This is a genomic window from Actinoplanes sp. NPDC051405 (assembly GCF_055586185.1).
Genome location: NZ_JBVJIR010000010.1, coordinates 43,295 through 59,451, shown reverse-complemented (window position 1 = coordinate 59,451; position 16,157 = coordinate 43,295). Strand labels below are relative to the sequence as shown.

At 71.3% G+C, this 16,157-nt stretch carries 12 protein-coding genes; 6 read left to right on the top strand and 6 right to left on the bottom strand.

Annotated elements, in window-relative coordinates; translation table 11 throughout:
* Positions 1-62 precede the first annotated feature (62 nt).
* Complete coding sequence (locus ACZ6S4_RS21895) at positions 63-1,511, top strand: hypothetical protein (protein WP_465476700.1); 1,449 nt, start codon at positions 63-65, stop codon at positions 1,509-1,511.
* On the opposite strand, the gene ACZ6S4_RS21890 is transcribed toward ACZ6S4_RS21895, so the two are convergent.
* The 6 genes from ACZ6S4_RS21890 to ACZ6S4_RS21865 form a co-directional block, all read right to left on the bottom strand.
* Positions 1,508-2,821 (bottom strand): lipopolysaccharide biosynthesis protein, encoded by a 1,314-nt coding sequence (locus tag ACZ6S4_RS21890; RefSeq protein WP_465476699.1) that lies wholly within the window; start codon positions 2,819-2,821, stop codon positions 1,508-1,510. The two genes, ACZ6S4_RS21895 and ACZ6S4_RS21890, sit on opposite strands and share 4 nt — an antisense overlap.
* Positions 2,818-4,398, bottom strand: a complete 1,581-nt coding sequence (locus ACZ6S4_RS21885) for a hypothetical protein (protein ID WP_465476698.1) — start codon at positions 4,396-4,398, stop codon at positions 2,818-2,820. The genes ACZ6S4_RS21890 and ACZ6S4_RS21885 overlap by 4 nt, the downstream gene beginning before the upstream one ends.
* Positions 4,395-5,600: a glycosyltransferase family 4 protein gene (locus ACZ6S4_RS21880; protein WP_465476697.1), complete on the bottom strand. Its 1,206-nt coding sequence runs from the start codon at positions 5,598-5,600 to the stop codon at positions 4,395-4,397. The genes ACZ6S4_RS21885 and ACZ6S4_RS21880 overlap by 4 nt, the downstream gene beginning before the upstream one ends.
* A 35-nt stretch (positions 5,601-5,635) precedes the next feature.
* Positions 5,636-7,093: a glycosyltransferase family 4 protein gene (locus ACZ6S4_RS21875; RefSeq protein WP_465476696.1), complete on the bottom strand. Its 1,458-nt coding sequence runs from the start codon at positions 7,091-7,093 to the stop codon at positions 5,636-5,638.
* A complete protein-coding gene (locus ACZ6S4_RS21870) occupies positions 7,090-7,908 on the bottom strand; it encodes a glycosyltransferase (protein ID WP_465476695.1) in 819 nt (272 codons plus the stop codon). The genes ACZ6S4_RS21875 and ACZ6S4_RS21870 overlap by 4 nt, the downstream gene beginning before the upstream one ends.
* Before the next feature lie 354 nt (positions 7,909-8,262).
* Positions 8,263-11,292, bottom strand: a complete 3,030-nt coding sequence (locus ACZ6S4_RS21865) for an ATP-binding protein (protein ID WP_465476694.1) — start codon at positions 11,290-11,292, stop codon at positions 8,263-8,265.
* 222 nt (positions 11,293-11,514) lie between these two features.
* Between ACZ6S4_RS21865 and ACZ6S4_RS21860 the strand changes: the two genes are divergently transcribed.
* From ACZ6S4_RS21860 to ACZ6S4_RS21840, 5 genes are read left to right on the top strand one after another with little or no spacing between them, the layout of a single operon-like run.
* A complete protein-coding gene (locus ACZ6S4_RS21860) occupies positions 11,515-11,757 on the top strand; it encodes a hypothetical protein (protein WP_360555079.1) in 243 nt (80 codons plus the stop codon).
* Between the two features lie 11 nt (positions 11,758-11,768).
* Positions 11,769-12,320 carry a MauE/DoxX family redox-associated membrane protein gene (locus tag ACZ6S4_RS21855; RefSeq protein WP_465476693.1) on the top strand — a complete coding sequence of 184 codons (552 nt, stop codon included), beginning with the start codon at positions 11,769-11,771 and terminating at the stop codon, positions 12,318-12,320.
* Positions 12,321-12,331: 11 nt separating this feature from the next.
* On the top strand, positions 12,332-12,877 hold the full coding sequence (locus tag ACZ6S4_RS21850; protein WP_465476692.1) for a TlpA family protein disulfide reductase: 546 nt from the start codon (positions 12,332-12,334) through the stop codon (positions 12,875-12,877).
* Positions 12,874-14,748 (top strand): ABC transporter ATP-binding protein, encoded by a 1,875-nt coding sequence (locus ACZ6S4_RS21845; RefSeq protein WP_465476691.1) that lies wholly within the window; start codon positions 12,874-12,876, stop codon positions 14,746-14,748. Before ACZ6S4_RS21850 ends, ACZ6S4_RS21845 begins: the two co-directional genes overlap by 4 nt.
* Complete coding sequence (locus ACZ6S4_RS21840) at positions 14,745-16,043, top strand: SAM-dependent methyltransferase (protein ID WP_465476690.1); 1,299 nt, start codon at positions 14,745-14,747, stop codon at positions 16,041-16,043. Before ACZ6S4_RS21845 ends, ACZ6S4_RS21840 begins: the two co-directional genes overlap by 4 nt.
* Positions 16,044-16,157 lie beyond the last annotated feature (114 nt).

Below are 16,157 nucleotides of genomic sequence, written 5' to 3'. Positions count from 1 at the left end.
GCATGGTCCAGAGAATTCTTCGTGGTGTGGTCGGCTCTGTCGTGGCTGCAGTGGTGGCCGTCGTGTCCGTGCCGGCGGCTTCGGCAACCGCCGCGCAGGCATTGACGGTCGGCATGGTCACCGGGTCGGCGGCAGCGGATGTCGACACATCGCGAGGGCCGGCCCAGCGGGGCGGCGGGGTCACGCAGAAGACGCTGGAACTGGCCTGGGACGCGTACCAGCCCGCGAACGGTACGTGGTCTGCGACCTATGCGGCAGCGAAACGGGCCGAGCTGGCGACCTACCGGGCTCAGGGGTTCGCCGTGGTGGCGGACCTCGGGATCCACTACACGCCGAAATGGGTCTTCGGGCTCGGCCGGCACACGCGATTCGTCGACCAGTACGGGAATGCGTATTCGTCCCAGGAGCCCGGTAAGGACGTCCCCGACGTCGTGTTCGATCCGGCGGTGCGGGCGGCGCTGGGGACGTACCTCAAGAAGGTTGTTCAAGACCTGGGTGCGGACAACCTGGCCGGGATCCGGGTCGGCGGCGGATGGTACGGGGAGTTGCATTACCCGATCTCCGGGGCCAACTCACTCTGGGGCTACAGCGGGAACGCGCTGAAGAGCAATCCGGTGCCGGGGTGGATCCCGAACCCGGTGGTGAACGGGACCTTCGAGGCCGGAACTGCCGGATGGACCTTGGCGGCGGGTGACAAAGTCGCGCCGAACCTGCAGAAGACAAGCGGCGTGACCAGCCAGAACGTGCGGGTCGCGGTCGGGCGGCAGTACACGCTCACGGCGCGGGTGAAGTCGGCGAACCGGGTCGCGCCCTGCGTGCGGATCGCGGGAACCACCGGCACCTGCGCCAAGGCCGGCACGGCCGGGGTCTGGACGACGGTGCGATCGACCTTCGTTGCGCGCAGTTCGACCGAGACGGTGCAATTGCTGGGCGCGGCGCCGGGCACTTTCTGGTACGACGACGTCTCCATCACGTCGGGCACCAGCGCGGCCGATTTCACCCACGCGAAGGCGCGGGCCTTCTGGAACTGGTACCGCAACGCATTGACCGGCTACCAGAACTGGCAGATCGCGACCTACCGCACGGCGGGTTTCCGCGGCACGTTGTACGTTCTCTACCCGTCGTACGGGGTCCGGACGCGGGCGAAGACGGATCAGGCCGCCGAGGCGATCAGCTTCGACCTCTCGGCGACCAGCACGGCGTCGCTGGGCCAGGACATCAGCCAGGGCACCGACTGGGCGGCGCAGGTGGCGGCCTACCCCGCCGGTGACGCGAACATCACGCCCTATACGACCTGGATCGACGGTCCCACCGCCTATCCGGGCGACGACGAGGGCGGGTGGAGCCCGGCGCGGGAGCTGTCCGCCATCGCCCGTGCGAACGGGCGTCCGGTCGCCGGGGAGAACACTGCCGGCGCGGACAGCGCCACCGTGCGAGCGGCATTCGCTGCCGCGGCGGACTACGGCTACAGCGCGGTCTTCTGGTTCAACGAAGACAAGTTCGCTTCCTAGGCGTTTCGCCGGCGCCGCCGGCCGCGGGCGAGAAGCCACAATGCTGCGGACACGGCGTAGAGGCAGGCGGCGGTGGTCCAGGCAGTCCGGGTGATGTCCGCGGCCATCGGTGTCAGCACCGTCGCCGTCAGCAGGACGCCGGCGCCGAGCAGTGACAACACCAGGCGGTACTGGCCGGTGGCCTGGAACCAGGTGGCGAGCAGGGTGAGCAGGCCGGCAGCGAAGCCGGCCAGCGCGACGGGCAGCAGCAGGTGGTGATGGACGCCGTAGGACGCCGGAAAGATCACGCGAGCGACCCCGGGCGGGAGCAACCCGATGATGAGGGTGAGAGCACCCGCAGCGATCAGATAGGTCCGCAACGATCGCCGGAACAGCGTCCAGGCGCGTCGGCTGCCGGCTTCTCGCGACAGGCGGGGAAACACCGCGATCGCGACGGCGCCCGCCAGGAAGACTGGTGTCCGACCGATCACCTGCATCGCCTGGTAGCCGGCCGCGGCAGTCGTGTTGCCCACCGCCAGCCCCAGAACGATGACGTCCATGGTCTGCAGCAGCGCGACCGCGCCTTGGACAGAGCCGATTCCCGCGGCGTGACGCCACAGGTCCCGGCCGAGCGCCGCATGCAGGGTGGGCCGGGTCAGCTCCGCCCGTACCAGCCAGAGCCCGTACAGCGCGCAGCCGACCGCGGCGACCGCGAATCCGGCGATGCCCGCCGTCGCCGAATGGGTGACGTAGGCGAGGCCCAGGCCCGTGGCCACCTTCGCGGCGACTTCGAGCAGGCGGAAGACGACCAGCCGGCCGAAGCGCTGCTCGCCCTGCAACTGCCCGGCCGCCACGGTCGAGACGAAGATCGCCACGCAGGCGGTGCTGCTGAGTGCCAGTAGTGCCGGGTCGGTGTAGCGCGATTGGAGCAGGGCGATGACGGCAGCGGCGAGCATGCCGCCGGACACCGACGCCACCAGGGCGAAGCTGACAGCTCGGCGCCGCCGCGCTGAGCGCGCGGCGCTGTTGCTGACCTCCCGGGCCACGACCCAGGGAATCGTGGCGGCGGCGACGGTGCCGGCGATCAGCAGCAGCGAGTTGAGCGATGCGACCTTGGCGAACTCGGGCGCCGGCAGCAGGACGATCAGCGCCAGCGAGTACAGGTAGTTCAGACCGCCGGTGAGCAGGGCGCCGGCCATCAGCAGGAAACCGCCCCCGAAGCGCCCGGGCGGCCCGCACGCCGCCGGGGGCAACGCCCGGGACTTCCCGCCGCGATCGAGCAGGGCCGGCAGGCGAGTCGGTCCGCGCCCGCCGATGAGCAGTCGGGTCACCACGAGTCCGGGTCGGTGATCCGGTAAACAGCGACTTCGCCGTAGGACCGGCCGACGTGCGAGAAGACCTTGGGGGAGCGATGGGTGAACCGGTCCACACTCGATCGGGAGGCGAAGGAATAACCCTGGTCGATGATCTTCTCGCAGGTCACCAGGTAGGTGACGTTCGCGCCGGCCATCCGGGCCGGCTTGTCGAGCGGCAACAGCACCAGGCCGGAACCTTGCAGTCCGTACTCCGTCAGCCCGTCGGTCCAGGCGACCTTGGTGCCGGCGGGTGCGTGGTCCTTCAACCACTGCACCGCGAGCTGATGCCCGTTGTCCGCGGTCGACCGGGTTCGCGCCCAGGAGACTGCGTTCAGGCAGAACAGCAGCACCAGGGCGGTGGCGACGACCGGCTTGGCCGCCGCGGTGAGGCGCGGGGTCAGCGTGATCTCATGACGCCAGAGGTGCGCGCCGACGACCGCCAGGGCGGCCAGGGCGGGCAGCTCGAGGAAGTAGAGGAAGTGCTCCTCGAACGTACCGAACAGACCGTTGTACCCGGTCATCAGTGCGGCGGCCGTCGTGAACAGGCCGAGGATCCGTTGCGCGGGGTTCGCCGACCGGACCAGCAGGAGGATGCCGGCCAGAGTGCCCAGGCCGACCAGCAGATAGCTGCCGCCGTAGAAGGATGCCCGGGACCACAGGACGCCGGCGAGCGACGGGGTGCCCGGCGCGTTGAATCCGGTGACGACGTGCGCGCCGAGCAGCCGGGCGAGCCCGGAAGTCTTGGCACTCCAGAAGGCGCCGCCGTATCCGCCGACGACCAGGCTCAGCGTGTACATCAGGTAGGCGGCCACCGGGATCAGCGCGGCGATCAGTGCTTCGGACCGGCGGACAACCGATGAGCGTACGGCGATGACGGCCATGGGGGCACCGGTGACGAGCAGAGCCATGTCCTTGGTCAGGACGGCCGTCGCGAACAGCAAGCCGATACTGAGCGCAACGAGCGTCCGCCGCTTGGTGCGGCCTTCGGCCAGGCGGGTCAGGAGCAGGTAGCCGGCCATGACGAAGGTGACCGTGGCGGTCTCGATCAGGACCCGGCCGTTCTGCCGCAGGATGAAGGCATCCAGCGCGAACAGCGCGGCGGCAACCACCGCCGGGCCGAATCCGGCCAGACGCAGGACGAGCCCGAACAGCAGGAGCGCGGTGGCGACAGCGAACGGCTGCTGCATCAGCCGCATCAGAATCATGTCGTGGTACAGGTCGCCGTCGACCGGCACGATGTCGCGCCACAGCGATTCGAGGAGGAAGAATCCGGGTGGGTGCAGCAGAAACGGCGTTCCGAAGTTCAGTGGCGGAAGGTGGCCGGCCGCCACCGACGCGCCCATCTGGGTGTAGAACGGCTCGTCGATGAAGGCGTCATAGGCGGTGCCGAGGCCGGTGACACGCAGTGCGAACACCGCCGCGGCGAGCGTCGCCACGACCAGCCAGAGAAGGTTGCGGGCGACGGGCCGGTGGGTGTCTCGGCGCGTGACCAGTGCCCATGGCCGGGAAACGAACGAGGTTGGCTGGAGGTCGTTCACGGATGGGGCTTTCACGCCAGACTCCGGATCTCGTCGGATGCGGCCGCCCGGCGGAACCGGGACCGGGGGAGAAGGTGGCGCGGGCGGTGCTCGCCCGCGGCCGAGAGATAGACACGTTCCTGCTGTGCGGCGAGGTGGTCCCAGTTGAAGCCGCGCGCGAACTCGCGGCCAGCCGAGCCGAGCCGGGCGGCCGCCGCCTCGTCCTGCAGGAGCGCGCACAACGCCTCGGCCAGCAGATCCGGGCGGTCCACCGGCACCCTGCACCCCACGGAGCCGGGAACCACCTGGCGCAGGCAGTCGATGTCCGAGGCCACCACCGGCGTGCCGGCGGCGAGCGCCTCGACGGCCACCATCCCGAAGGTCTCGAAGCGGGAGGGAACCGCGACGACGCCGGCGGCGGCGAGCAGATCGTATTTGGCCTGCCCCTCGACGCGGCCGAGCCAGCTGATCCGGGTGTCGACGCCGAGCGAGCGAGCGAGGCGCCGCAGCTCCGCCTCGTCGGGACCGTCACCGATCACCGCGAGCGAGCGCGCAGGCAGCAACGGCAGCGCCCGGATCAGTACGTCGAGGCCCTTCTGCGCGGTATCGATCCGGCCCAGGAAAGCGATCGACGGCCGGTCGCGCGGCGCCACGCGCCCGGCATCGGCAGCGAACGCGGCCTCCTCGACTCCGTTGGGGACGACGTCGACCCGGGTGCCAGGGCGCCGCGAGGCGAGGGTGCTCGCCAGGTCCTCCGAGACCGCGATGAAATGGCGGTGGGCCCGCACACCCAGGTGCTCGATCAGGTGCAGCGGTAACCGGTACTTCTTCGCCATGCGATCGGCGAACAGCCACTGCACCATGGCGACCACCGGCGTACCCGTGAACCACGGCAGGCCTACGGTGCTGATCGGGGCGCCGAAATCCTCGACGATCAGATCGGCGTCGGCGGTCATCGCGCGCCAGGGAAGCCGGGCGAAATAGGCCAGCGCCCTCGCCCGCGTGCGGCCCGAGCCGGCGTGCCGATAGCGGACGCCGTCCTCGACCCGGTCCGCCGCGCCCGGCCAGCCGGCGGCGACAACGGTGATGTCGTGGTTACGGGCGAGCCGCTTGTTGATCTCGTGGGTCCGGACCGAGCCACCGCCCGCTCCCGGCTGCCGTTTGTCCTCGTACGCGAAGTGGATGATCCGTAGGCGCCGCGGTCCGGCAGCCGCCTCGGGCGTCGTGCTCAACGTCATTCGATGGCGTTTCTTGATCGTCGGGAGGATCGAGGTCAGGCCGGTGCGGCGGGGGCGAGAATCTCCGGCCGACGAACGTCCAGCAGGTTGTGCGGCCAGCCCAGCAGTTCGAACGGGCGGGCGGGCCGCGCGGTCACGGGTCCTTCGACACCGCTGAGGCGCAGCCGTACGAGTGCGTCGTGCTCGTCACCGCCCAACATCAGCAACCGGACCGAGCCGGCGCCGAATTGGATCTGATCGGTGCCGGGGAGCTTGGTCAGATCCGCGCCGGACAGCCCGCTCACCGGCAGTTCGATGAGGGTGGTGGCATCACTGGCCCGCGCGGGACCGGCCGCACCGGCCCGGAGGCGGCCGGACTCACCGGACAAGACCGCGAACAGCCGGTCGGCGGTGGCTTTCCAGGTGAAGCGGCCGGCCCAGGCGCGGCAACGCTGTTCCATGGCGGCAGCCAGCACGGGATCGGTGAGCCGGTGCAGGGCGTCGACGACAGCGCTGCCCAGGTCGTCCACCTCATCGACCAGCCAGCCGGTGTGCCCGTCCAGGATGGAATCCCGCAGCCCCGGCACCCGCAGTCCGACGGCGGGCACACCGGCCGCGGCGGCCTCCACCATCGACAGGCCCCACCCTTCGCCGACCGAGCTGCCGACCGTGACCCAGGCGCTGCGCAGCAGCCGGTCACGGGCTTCATCACTGACGCGGCCGTGGAAGTGGACGGCGTCGGCGACTCCGCCGGCCTCGGCGAGCTGTCGCAGCTCACCGAGCTGGGCGCCATCACCGACGACGTGCAGCTCCGCGCCGGGGCACCGGGCCAGGATCGTGGGCATCGCCCGGACCAGCACGTCGAAGCGTTTGTGCCCGACCACGCGACCGACGACCACGATGCGCGGGCGCTCCGATCGGACCCGGTCCAGGCCGACGGGGCGGTCCTGCCCGCACGCCGCCACGAAGATCGGCCCGCGCAGGCGCAGCTGGCGGCGAACCTCGGTGCGTGAGGACGGCGAGACCACGCAGATCGCCCGCTCGCGGTACACCCGCCGGCTTGCGGTCTTCTCCAGCCACTGCCCGATCCGGTTCAGCGGCCAGCGGAAGTAAAGCATGAACTGGTGCTGGTGCACGTGATGGATCAGCAGGATCACCGGCGTGCTCCGGCGAACGGCCAGCGGCGAGAAGAACGGGATGCCGTTCTGCGAGTCGATGACGGCGTCGACCGAGCGCCGGTGCCACAGCAGCCACCACAGCGCGAACAGGTAAACGGTGAAGGTTCCGCCGCCGCGTACGGTTCGGCCGAAGTCGGTCTCCTCGGACCGGGCGGCACCCTTGGGACGCGAAGTAAGCAGAGTGACCTGGGCACCTCGTCGGCGCAACTGCTGCGCCACCCGCTCGCAGTAGAGCTCGGCCCCGCCGGCCTGGGTATGCCGGCTGTCGCGCCAGTTGCAGATCACGATATGCGCGTGCGGGTCGAGTCCCGGGTGCGGCTGAGCACGCGTCGTCACACCACCACCTGCGCCCAGGCCGGGGAGATACGCCGCAGCCGCCAGAGATCACCGGCGACTCGTACGCCGTCGCGCATCGGCGCAAAGGTGCTGCCGGGCTGGTCGCGCCACTCGACCGGCAGTTCGACCGTGCTCAGGCCCAGGGCGTGCGCCCGGGCCAGCACCTCGACGTCGAAGGCGAAGCCGTCCAGCTCGATACCGCTGAACAGCACGGACGCGACGAGACCGTCGAAGAACTTGAACCCGCATTGCGTGTCGGAGATCCCTCCCGTGTACCGGCGAGTCGCCCGGTGGAAGGCGGAACTCCCCAACCGCCGTACGAGCGGCTGCCGGGCGACGACCTGGGCCTGAGCGCAGCGACGCGAGCCGACGACCACCTGCCAGCCCCGCTCCAGCAACCGCACGGCGTCGGCGATGGCACTCGGATCGGTCGCGAGGTCCGCGTCGCAGAAGCCGACCCAGCGCGCGGCGCTGGTGACCATGCCGCGCGCGACGGCGGCGCCCTTACCCTGACGCGAGCAGCCGGAGACGGCGACCGGTACGCCGATGTCTCCCGCCTGGTCGACGATCTCGGCCGTCCGGTCGCAACTGCCGTTGTCGACAACACGCAGGCCGGCCGCTATCGGCATGTCCCGCAGCTGCCGTCCCAGGGCCACCAGCGTGGGCAGGATGCGGCGTTCCTCGTTGTAGGCCGGGACGACGATCTCGAGGTCGAGCCCGTCCGGTAGCCGAGGTTGCAGCGGGAGACACCGCATGTCCGCGCTTCGGGTGAACGGTTCGGGGATGGCGGGCTTCGTCGGCGAAGCGGAAGTCATGGAGTCCTCATCCATCAGGGAACGGCACGGCGGTCAGCGCTGGGCAACGAGCATCGTGGGCATCGGACGGAGGAGTCGCGACCGGATGCTTCCCGCCTCGCACCATTCTGCGATGAAATGCGGTTTGCGTGACTTAACACGCTGTATTCACCCTTTCGCCTACCCCCGTAGGCCCCGGCCGGTCCCCCGTTCAGCCATCGCGCTGCGCCGTTCGGTGCCGAGGAGGAACTTCCTGGCCAAGGTGGGTTTCCCGCAGCTCTGGAGTCGCGGAGTCCTGCCCGGCGAAAAGCAATGCCCAATTCAGGACCGGCAATCCCGGATCAGGACGCCATCGGGTGGCCTGTGGTTCGAACGCTATTCGCGCATGGTGGGCACGCGGCCGGTGAGCCCGATCCGGTGGGCGAGCGGCGCGGCCTCGGATGCCTGGAGCGACCGGTAGATCTCCAGTGCCGACCGCCAGTCCGCCATGGCCTGCTCCCGCCGGCCCTGCCCGGCCCGGATGTCGCCGATCGTCTCCAAAGTCCGCGCACGCCAGATGGGTATGTCGAGTTCGGTCCAGATCCGCAGGGCGCGGGTCAGCCCGTCCAGACCGGCGGCCAGATCGCCGGTGCTGCGGTGCAGGCTGCCGATGGCCCGCCAGGCCAGCCCGAGGCCGAACCGTTCACCGATCTCCTCGCACAGCTCACGCGAGGCGTCGAGCAAGGTGCCGGCGACGTCGGTGTCGCCTTGTTCGGCCCGTAACTCGCCGAGGTAACAGAGGGCGTACGCCTCGGTGGGCCGGTGCCCGACACTGCGGCTCAGTTCCAGGCTGCGGAGCAGGCTGGCATTCGCCTCCGCGGTTCGGCCGGCCAGCCGGAACACCACGCCGAGGCTGCAGGCCACCAGCGCCTCGGTGAGCCGGTCGCCGAGGTCCTCGAGCAGTGTGAGCGCGTGCTGGTAGCTGGCCGCGGCCGCGTCCAGGCGGCCCTGCTCGCGGTGGATGGCGCCCAGGCCGTGCTGCGCGCCGGCGATGCCGATCCGGTCATCGTGCTCGACGAACGTGGCCAGGGCGGTGTCGAGGCTCCGGCGGGCCTCGTCGATCTGGCCGACCATGCGCTGCGCCACGCCGGCGCTGCGCAGGACGTGGGCCTCGGCCAGCCGGTCGCCGACCCGGGCGAGGATGTCCCGGGCCTGGGTGAAACAGTCGAGCGCCTCCTCGTACTCGTCCTTGTTGGCATGCAGCTCCCCGAGCCGGTGCAGGATGAGTGCCTGCCCCGCGGCGGCGCCGTCACGACGGGCGGCGGTCAGGGCCGTACGGTGCGTGTTGTGCCAGTCGTCGTTGTGACTGCGGTTCTCGAAGAAGCCGGTCAGCCGGCTGGCCAGATCCCAGCTGAGGGCGTCCGCGCCCTCGTGGTGCGCCTGCTGCACGGCGGCCACCAGGGCGGTGCGTTCGGCTTCGAACCAGGTGAGCGGGTCGGTCCGCTGCCCGGAATCGGGGACGCGGCTGTCGTCGAGATCCCGCGTGGCCGCCGGCTCGCTGAACGCCGGCCGTGGCAGCCGGTGACCGAGCATGCGATCGGCCTGGCGGGCCCGGACGTACCAACCGGTGAGCGCGCGCAGCAGCGTCGTGCGTAGCTCCTCGTCACTGCCCGGCGCGCCGGCCTGCTCACGTGCGTAGATCCGCACCAGGTCGTGCAGACGGTAGCGGCGCTGCCCCAGCGGGTCCGGGGCGGTGACGTCGACGAGGTTGGTGTCGACGAGTTCGTCGACGGTGTCCTCGGCGGACTCGGCCGCGACGTCGAGCATCTCGGCGCAGGCCCAGCCCGGCACTTCGGGTGCCTGCAGCGCACCGAGGCAACGGAACAGCAGGGCCGCCGGCCGGCTCAGCCTGCGGTAGGACAGCTCCAGGCTGGCCCGTACCTCCAGATCCTCGAGGCGCAGCTCGTTGAGCCGCCGCCGGTCGTCGGCGAGGCGGTCGGCGAGCCAGCGCAGTGACCGGTGCGGGAGTCGCGCCAGCCGCCCGCCGGCGATCCGGATGGCGAGCGGGAGCGCCCCGCACAACCGGATGATCTCGTCCGCCGCGCCGGGCTCGGCGGCGACCCGCTGCGCCCCCACGAGGACCCGGAGCAGGTCGAGACCGACCGCATGGTCGAGCACGTCGAGGCGGACGCACCGGGCGCTGAGCCCGGCGAGCTGGCGGCGCCCGGTGGCCAGGACGGCGCAGGACGGGCTTCCGGGGAGCAACCTTCGTACCTGTCCCGCCCCGGCGGCGTTGTCGAGGACGACCAGCATCCGTCGCTGCGCCAGCTCGCCGCGGTAGAGCTCGGCGCGCTCGTCGAGGCGTTGCGGTACGGCGGATCCGTCCATGCCCAGCGCCCGGAGAAATCGGGCCAGCACCTCGGCCGGATCGACCGGCTCGGCCTCGTTGCCGTGCAGGTCGACGTAGAGCTGACCGTCGGGGAACGCCGCGCTCAGCAGGTGACCGGCGCGGGTGGCCAAGGCCGTCTTGCCGACCCCGGCACGCCCGGTGATCGCCACGATCCGGACCGCTGTCGGCGACCTGTCGACGTCCGAACAGTTCGAGAGGATCACTGCGAGCTGCTCGTCGCGCCCGGTGAAGTCCGCGACGTCGGGCGGCAGCTGACCCGGGCGGGGGTGCACCTGCGAACCGCCCGCGCCGGTGACGTCGCGGTCTCCGGCGAGCAGGTCCAGGTATGCCTGCTGGACCTCGTCGCTGGGGCTGACGCCCAGCTCGTCGGCCAGCCGGGTACGCAGGTGCTCATACCGGGCCAGCGCCTCCGCCGGACGGTTGCACGCGGCCAGCACGGTGATCAGCCGGGCGTGAGCCGGCTCGTCGAGCGGTTCCCGGCGGACATGGTCCTCCAGCCAGTCGACCGCCAGCCGGCCGCGGCCGCCGGCCGACGCGGTCTCGGCCAGTGCCAGGCCGGCCGCGCGGACTTCCTCACGGACCCGGCGCAGGAGCGGATCGTACGCCGGAAGGCCCGGAAGGTCTGCCAGCACCGAACCCCGGCACAGTCCGAGGGCGGTCCGCAGCAACTCGCACCGGCTGTCGTCGTCGGCCCGCTCCGCACGGGCGACCAGCTCGCGGAAACACACCAGATCCACCGCCGCCGGTCGGACCTCCAAGCCGTACCCGCCGGGCGAGCGGTTCAGCCGTACCGGCTCACCGGCCGCGCAGGCGGGCAACCCGTCGAGCCACCGCCGCAGCCGGGATATCCCGACATGGACGGACCCCGGCCGTACCCCGTCCGGCGCGTCCGGCCACACCAGGTGCGCGAGCCGGTCCGCGGACAACAGATCATCCCCGGCGGCGAGCAACACCCCGAGCAGACCTCGCAACACCGCGGACTGCGGCAGGGCGACCGGCTTGCCGTCGTATTCCACCGATAACGGTCCGAGAACGCCGAACCGCAGACGCCGCTGATCTGTCACCTGGAACCCCCGTCACAAGGTGAGCAACGCCGCCCTGGCCGTCCCACAAGGACGGACGTTTGCGGTAAGCGATCGGTAAGGCGGCGCGACCGACCATGTGCATTCAAGGGCAATCACGGACCGGTGTGCAGTCCTCAGTCCGCCACCGGACACCGCGACGTCGAAGGAGGAGCAATGTCGAAGATCGATCGGATCGCCACCCATCACCGGGTGCGCTCCCTGGCAGGGATGGGTGACCGGCTGCTCAGCCGCTTCGTCCCCCGGGCCGAGGCACACGCGGCCTGTTGCGGCACCTGCTGCTGCGTCCAGTACCGCTGCAGCGGCGGCTTCATGCAATGCCTGTACACCTGCTACGCCGAGACGTTCGAGGGTTGTTTCGTCTACCGCCAGCAGTGGATCAACCTCCGCGTCTGCTGAAAGGACGGCACATGTACGTCTGGGTGGCCTGCCGCGTCCTGATCGGCGCGGTGTTCCTGGCGGCTGCCGTCGGGAAGCTGCGGAGCCGGTCCGCCTTCGCCGAGTACGTGGAGTCGTTGCGGGCTCTGCGGATGCTGCCCACCATCACGTTGTGGCCGGTCGCCGTCGCACTGGCGGCGACCGAGGTGGCGGTGCCGGTGCTGCTGGCCCGGAACGCCACCGCCCGGCCCGGCGCGGTGCTCGCGGTGGCGCTGCTGGGCGTGTTGACGGCCGGCGTCGCCTGGGCGCTGGTCCGCCGGACCGGGGCCGCCTGCCGGTGCTTCGGCGGTGCGGCGGTGCCGTTGCGCCGGCGCCACCTGCTGCGCAACGGTCTGCTCCTCGTGGTCGCCGTCGCCGCCGTGCTGAGTCCGGCCGGCCGGCCGGCCGCGCAGCCCGGTGGCGTCGCCGTCGCCGTTGCGGCCGGCCTCGTTCTCGCAGCGCTGGCCGTCCGCTTGGACGACCTCGCTGAGCTGTTCTCCGGTACAGCGCGGACACCGGACGCTGTGCACCCGTCATCGACCTGAAAGGGATCACCATGCCGTACGTCGTTTCCGCCGTGGTGTTCGTCGGCGCGCTGTCCTGTCTCAATCTCCTTCTCGTTCTCGGCGTGGTGAAACGGCTGCGCGAACACAGTGCCCTGCTGGCCGGTGGTGCCGGGGCCCACGCCGGCGATCTCGACCTCATGCCGGCCGGTGAGCGGGTCGGCGGGTACCGGGCCACGGCCGTCGACGGTGCGCCGGTCACCCGTGACGACACCGCCGGCGAGCAGCTCGTCGCGTTCGTCAAGCCGGGCTGCGCACCCTGCGAGGAGCACATGCCCACATTCATCGAGCTCGCCGGGAAGGTGGCCGGAGGCCGCGAGCAGGTCCTCGCCGTCGTCGTGGGGACGGACGAGGAGGCGGCGCCGCTGCTGGACCGGCTGTCCCCGGTCGCCCGGGTGGTGATCGAATTGCCGGACGGCCCGTTGTGCCGGGCGTTCCAGGTGCACGGGTACCCCTCCTACTTCCTGCTCGACGGCTCCGGGACGGTGCTCGGGGCCGCGTACCGGCCGGGCCAGCTGCCCGTGACGCAGCCCGCATGACGGTGGGTGGCGTCGCGGACAGGCCGGCGACCCGTACTTCCCTGCGCGGCCTGACCGGCACGTTCGGCCTGGCGTGGGGGTCGGCCCGCGGGTCCCTGCTGGGATACGTATCGGTGACGGTCGTCGGTGCGGTGGTGCCGGTGTCCTCCGCCTGGCTTCTCAAACTGGTCCTGGACAGCCTCACCAGGCAGCCGGTCCCCGAAGCGACCGTGCTCATGCTGGCCATCGGGCTGGCCGTGACCGCGGGGACGGCCGTCACCCTTCCGCTGATCGTCCGGTACCTGCAGGGACGGTTGAGCCGGCGGGTGGGACTGCTCGCGCAGGACCGCCTCTACGCGGCGGTCAACCGGCTGCCCGGACTGGAACCGTTCGAGGATCCGCGGTTCCTCGACCGGGTCAGCCTGGCCCAGCAGGCGGGCAGCAGCCCCACCCAGGTGCTGGAGGGCGCGCTGGGGTTGGCCGGCGCGGTCGCGGTGTCGGCGGGGTTCGTGGTGTCCCTGGCGACCGTCAGCCCGTTCATGATGGCCGCCCTGCTCGGCACCAGCGTGCCCGCCCTCGCCGCCCACCTGTGGCTGTCCCGGCGCCAGGGCCGCGCGTACTGGGAGATCAGTCCGCGTCAGCGGCGGGAGATGTTCTACGCCGGCATGTTGACCGACATACGGGCCGCCCGGGAGATCCGCCTCTTCGGCGCGGGTGACTTCCTGCGCGGCCGGATGCGGAACGAACGGCAGGCGGTCGACGCCATCGAGGAGCATCTGGACCGGCGGACCCTGCTGGTCCAGGGCGCGCTCGCGGCGGTGGCCGCGGTCGTCTCCGGTGCGGGCCTGGTGTGGGCCGTCGGCGCCGCGACGAGCGGCCGCCTGACCGCCGGGGACGTCACCATCTTTCTCGCGTCGGTGGCCGGGGTGCAGTCGGCACTGGCGATGGCGATCGCATCGGCTGCCCGTATGCACCAGTCGCTGTTGCTCTTCGAGCACTACCTCGGTGTGCTGGAGCTCGGTGCTGCCGCACCGGCGGGCGGGCCGGTGGCCGCGGTGCCGGGACTGCGTACCGGCATCGAGCTGCGCGACGTCTGGTTCCGGTACGGCCCGGACCACCCGTGGGTGCTGCGCGGCGTGAGCCTGGTGATCCCGTACGGCCGGACGGTCGCGCTGGTGGGGCGCAACGGCTCCGGCAAGAGCACGCTGGTCAAGCTGCTGTGCCGGTTCTACGACCCGACCCGGGGGGCGGTGCTGTGGGACGGCGTCGATCTGCGCGACCTGCCCCTCGACCTGGTACGGGCCCGGATCAGCGCGGTCTTCCAGGACTTCATGCAGTACGACCTGACGGTGGCGGAGAACGTCGCGTTGGCGGCGGTGGACTCCGCGGAGGATGGGCAGCGCGTGGCCACCGCCGCCGGCCTCGCCGGTGTGCACGAGGCGGTCACCCGGTTGCCCCGTGGGTACGGCACGACGCTGAGCCGGGTCTTCGCCGCCGCAGACGAGGACGTCGACACCGGTGTGACCCTGTCCGGAGGCCAGTGGCAGGGGGTGGCCCTGGCCCGTTCCCTGCTGCGGGAGACCCCGGACCTGTTGATCCTCGACGAGCCCAGTTCCGGCCTGGACGCCGGTGCGGAGTACGACCTGCACGAGCGGCTGGCCCGCCATCGCGCGGGACGGACCACCGTGCTGGTCTCGCACCGGCTCAGCACGGTGCGCGACGCGGACCTGATCGCGGTGCTCGCTGGTGGCCGGGTGGTCGAGACCGGTGACCACGGCTCGCTGATCGGCTCGGGCGGGATCTACGCCGACCTGTTCACCACGCAGGCGCGCGGCTACGCCGACGGTGACGAGCCACCCGCCCGGCCGGACCGGACGGCGGTGGCGCGATGACCGCCCGCGGCGTGGTGACTGTGGCCGCGCTGGTCTGTGCGGCCGCCGGCGTCGTGCTCGTCGTCGCGCGGCGGCGGTTGGTCGTCGTGACCGTACGGGGACGCAGCATGGCTCCGACGCTGGAGGACGGGGACCGGCTGCTGGTCCGGCGGGTCCGCGGCACCGCGGTGCGGCCCGGTCAGATCGTCGTCGTGGAGCATCCCGACGGCGGTGACGGTTCCTACCGCGCCGCTCCGGCGGCCGATCCCGCCGAGCGTCGGGTGTGGATGGTCAAGCGGTGCACGGCGGTGGCCGGTGATCCGGTGCCGGCCGGCCTGCCTGCCCGGTGCGCCACCGAGAACGGCCGGGTCCCGCCGCGCAGCTTCACGGTGCTGAGTGACAACCCCGGCCACCGCAACGATTCCCGCCGGTTCGGCTTCCTCGCGTGCGACCGCGTCCTCGGCGTGGTCGGCCGCGCATCGCCCTTGTGCACCCCGGGTGGGTCCCGTACAAACGTGCTCATGGCGCCCACTGAGGACGAGATCTCCGCCCAGCTGCAGCCCGATGTGCCGCATGCGGCACGGATCTGGAACTACTGGATGGGCGGCAAGGACAACTTCGCCGCCGACCGGGCCGCCGGGGACGCGGTGGCGCAGGTCTACCCCGAGATCGTGCTCATGGCGAAGCACTCCCGTCAGTTCCTCATCCGGGTGGTCCGGTACCTGGCCGCCGAGGCCGGCATCCGGCAGTTCCTCGACATCGGCACAGGACTGCCGACGATGCAGAACACCCACGAGGTCGCCCAGGCGGTCGCACCCGACTCGCGGGTCGTCTACGTGGACAACGACCCGATGGTGCTGGCGCACGCCCAGGCCCTGATGGCCGGGACCGGCGGCAAGGGCCGCGCCACGCATGTGGACGCCGACTACCACGACCCGGAGCTGATCCTCGCCGAGGCGGCGAAGGTGCTCGACTTCTCCCAGCCGGTCGGTGTGATGTTCATGGGCGTCATGGGATACGAGCCCCGCCTCAAGGTGGTGTCGTCGATCGTCAACCGGGTGATGGAGGCGACGCCGCCGGGAAGCTTCCTGGTGTTGTGGGACGGCACGAATACCACCCCGGCCGTGGTGGAGGGTGCCGCACGGCTGGCCCAGAGCGGTGGGGTGCCGTACGTCCTGCGCAGCCCGGACGAGATCGGCAGCTTGTTCGACGGCCTGGAGATGGTGGAGCCGGGCCTGGTGCAGATCACGGATTGGCGCCCGGACGGCAAGGCCGAGTGGCTGGACGCGTACGGGGCGGTAGCGCGGAAGCGATGACATCGAGGTGGCGAAGCCGACGCGTGCGTCCGCAACGCGACGAAAAACGGCCCCACCAAGAGCGGTGGCGCCGTCGGCCCAGGGCTTGCAGTGCCCGTAGAGCTTCCCCGTCGA

Coding starts and splice junctions, on each gene's coding strand:
- ACZ6S4_RS21880 (WP_465476697.1), bottom strand. CDS start 5,600: ATGACGTTGAGCACGACGCCCGAGGCGGCTGCCGGACCGCGGCGCCTA.
- ACZ6S4_RS21870 (WP_465476695.1), bottom strand. CDS start 7,908: ATGACTTCCGCTTCGCCGACGAAGCCCGCCATCCCCGAACCGTTCACC.
- ACZ6S4_RS21860 (WP_360555079.1), top strand. CDS start 11,515: ATGTCGAAGATCGATCGGATCGCCACCCATCACCGGGTGCGCTCCCTG.
- ACZ6S4_RS21855 (WP_465476693.1), top strand. CDS start 11,769: ATGTACGTCTGGGTGGCCTGCCGCGTCCTGATCGGCGCGGTGTTCCTG.
- ACZ6S4_RS21850 (WP_465476692.1), top strand. CDS start 12,332: ATGCCGTACGTCGTTTCCGCCGTGGTGTTCGTCGGCGCGCTGTCCTGT.
- ACZ6S4_RS21845 (WP_465476691.1), top strand. CDS start 12,874: ATGACGGTGGGTGGCGTCGCGGACAGGCCGGCGACCCGTACTTCCCTG.
- ACZ6S4_RS21840 (WP_465476690.1), top strand. CDS start 14,745: ATGACCGCCCGCGGCGTGGTGACTGTGGCCGCGCTGGTCTGTGCGGCC.